Source organism: Xenorhabdus thuongxuanensis, from assembly GCF_001908095.1.
Classification (GTDB): domain Bacteria; phylum Pseudomonadota; class Gammaproteobacteria; order Enterobacterales; family Enterobacteriaceae; genus Xenorhabdus; species Xenorhabdus thuongxuanensis.
Map to the genome: position 1 here is coordinate 1 of NZ_MKGR01000062.1, position 2858 is coordinate 2858.

The following is a 2858-nucleotide window of genomic DNA, read 5'->3' on the forward strand; positions in this document are numbered from 1 at the left end:
GTTATTCTAAGTCACCGGAAATGCATGATAAAGTCATCGGGACTTTCATTGAACGTGAATACTATGTTTAACACAAATCAACGGATTGAATACGCGACCAAATTAATGAATAGCGTGACTTGGATAGCTGCTATTGCTATACGTTAAGCTATACCGCTCCATTAATCACTAAATAAAATCGCTACATAACAGATGGTTACGACACCAATTGACATTCCAGATCGACATTTTACTTCAACAGTCGCCATGTGACTTCTCCGAAAAAATGACGATTATACACAACCATCAACAGGTTGAATACGTGACCAAGGTGTCGGATTGATCGTGCTTTCCCTGGTGTAAATAAAAAATTAATATTTTAAAATTAATGATACAGTATAATTATAAAGATTTGTTTTTTTATATATGCATAAATGTTAAATTTAAATGCTCGGCCTAATAAAGAGTAAAAAATACTCATTTGAAATATAAGGATGTAATTGTGATAGATTTTGCTAATTTTTCTACAGAAGATGCTATCAAAGATGATGTTGTTGGTATTTCTGTCAAGCAGATTATAAAAAAAGAAGGGCTAAACGCTTATGCTACATGTATCAATGCAGGAAAGAGAGTTGGATGCCATAATCACAGTAACGGAGATGAATGGTATATAATACTTTCTGGTGAAGGAGAAATATGGACAGGTGAAGTAATAGATAATGAAGTTCATGATGTTCAAAAAAAGCGATTTTCCCAGGGATGTATTTTTTGTATTTATCCAAATACAGCACATCAACTTGTCGCTCATGAAAATGTAAAATTAATATTTTTATGCCCAGAGTCCCATCTATCCCATGATAGGATATGTTTTGCAGATATATGTGAATAATTAACCCAAATTTTGGATAATAAATTGAACTAAAAGCCTGTTCCAAGATCTAAAAAGGAACAGGCTATAAATAAGTTAGTTGAAATCTTCTACGAAACCTAGGTTAATTATTTTGCAAAAGTGATAGATTGTGATTCCCTGAGAAAGCTTTCAGGTATATAGTTAGCTATGTTATTTTCATAACAATATCCAACCAAATCTTTCTTACATTTTACCCCTGTCTTTTGATACACATTTTGGATGTGATTGGCGATTGTTCTGTGGGACAGAAATAATCTTTCAGCTATATCTTTTGTAGAAAAACCTTGCAGAATATAAAAAACTATTTCCCATTCTCTCTTGCTAAAAAACGCTGATGGGGGTGTAAAAACTAATGATGTTTGCATGTTTATTTTTTTTAGTTTTTCTAGTGTTATAGTATCTACTGGTCTTCCATGAAAAATAGTTCCTCTGCATATCCCATTTTCATCAATCAATGGATATTTATCGAAATACCATGGTTGAAGGTAGGGGAGATTTTGAAAAGGGTGAATTTCAATAGAGGTGACCCGATCTAATAATGTTTCAACTTTCCTGTCGTGTTTCTGAAATTCATCCTGAAAATTTGCAGTAGATGCCGGAAGTTCACCATCAAAATGACCCTCTACATTATATCCTTTAGGAAGGGAAAGTAATTCATGATATTTTTTATTAGCATATATAAATTTTGAAGTATGATCTTTTGCACCCCATGGTTCATTACTAATTTCCCAAAATTTTATTAGCGGCTTAATCAAGTTTTCTACTGAACAATTCATATGCTACCTTCTGAAAATCATACTGATTAATTATTATTCTTTTTCATGTTTATAATTTTAAATATGAATGATATTACTATAGTTTTCATGGTCTAGGGGATCCTCAGAAAACGGAATTTAAAGCACGTTAGGTGAAACGGTTAGCATTCCATCACTTCAGGCCTACACAATAACTGCAAATGAAATTTTTGTTTCAGTACTGATCCTCTATCTTTATCATACCCCCGCAATGATAATTGAATTGCTTACCCTGCTTGCGCTTGGCTCAAATGTAGGGAATTTAGCGCGTAACTTCGAATTAAGAAATTATCAAAGGTCGTATTCAGGTTGATCATCGCCTTCTGTAACGCGATGGAATCATATGCCTTGAGCCACGCGTATTTGCGAGATTTCTTCGCAGCCGCCAGTAAAGGATTAAGATCTTTGCGGGGGACTTAAACTCACGCCACCGTATATTACCATCTGGCAGGAAGATATCAATGGAGTAACTATATCAGGGCAAACGGGTCTAAATTGCCCAATGTGATTAGTGGAGTCTATTCAGTCCAGAGAAATAGGAATAATCGCCGTTTGTGATTTATCCTTAGCATTCTATCAATGATAATCCTAGAAATTGCCATGCAAGTCACAACCCTCAGCAATGCTTTTGGACACCTCACTGATCCGCGTGTTAACCGGACTAAACAATATGCACTTATCGACATTCTGACTATCTCTATCTGTGCCGTCATCTGCGGTTGCGAAGGTTTCAATGCGATTGAAGAATACGGCCAATCTAAAGAAGATTGGTTTCGGCAATTTTTGGATCTTCCTAATGGCATTCCCAGTCATGATACCTTTAACGACGTGATAAACCGGCTTGATCCCCAAGAGTTTTGACTCGCATTTACCCAATGGGTGAAGAGCTTAGCCAAACGCTCTGATGACATTATCGCCTTGGAGGGCAAAACGTTGCAGGGTACGCTTGACAAAGCGAATGGTGCACCGGTGCTTCATCTGGTTAGCGCCTGGTCAGTGGAGAATCAACTTTGCTTTGGTCAGGTGAAAGTCTCGGATAAATCGAACGAAATTACCGCAATCCCCAACTTACTGGCCTTGTTGGATATTGAAGGTTCCACTGTCACGATTGATGCAATGGGCTGTCAGTACAAAATCGCTGATCAGATTGTCGGGGAGCAGGCTGATTATGTTCT

Annotated in this window: 2 protein-coding genes and 2 pseudogenes; 2 read left to right on the top strand and 2 right to left on the bottom strand. The window is 36.6% G+C overall.

What is annotated here, in order from left to right:
- Positions 1-481: 481 nt before the first annotated feature.
- Positions 482-868: a cupin domain-containing protein gene (locus Xentx_RS17880; protein WP_074021845.1), complete on the top strand. Its 387-nt coding sequence runs from the start codon at positions 482-484 to the stop codon at positions 866-868.
- Between the two features lie 107 nt (positions 869-975).
- Here Xentx_RS17880 and Xentx_RS17885 read toward each other — a convergent pair whose 3' ends face one another.
- Positions 976-1665, bottom strand: coding sequence for a helix-turn-helix transcriptional regulator (locus Xentx_RS17885; protein ID WP_074021846.1), 690 nt, complete (start codon positions 1663-1665; stop codon positions 976-978).
- Between the two features lie 202 nt (positions 1666-1867).
- A pseudogene (locus Xentx_RS19750) lies at positions 1868-2072 on the bottom strand (RNA-guided endonuclease TnpB family protein); the annotation flags it as partial.
- A 211-nt stretch (positions 2073-2283) separates the two neighbouring features.
- On the opposite strand from Xentx_RS19750, the pseudogene Xentx_RS17890 reads away from it, so the two are divergent.
- Positions 2284-2858 (top strand): annotated as a pseudogene (locus Xentx_RS17890) (ISAs1 family transposase); the annotation flags it as partial.

Bases quoted from the DNA above. Each gene is read 5' to 3' on its own strand.
- Xentx_RS17885 (WP_074021846.1), bottom strand. From the start codon at position 1,665: ATGAATTGTTCAGTAGAAAACTTGATTAAGCCGCTAATAAAATTTTGG.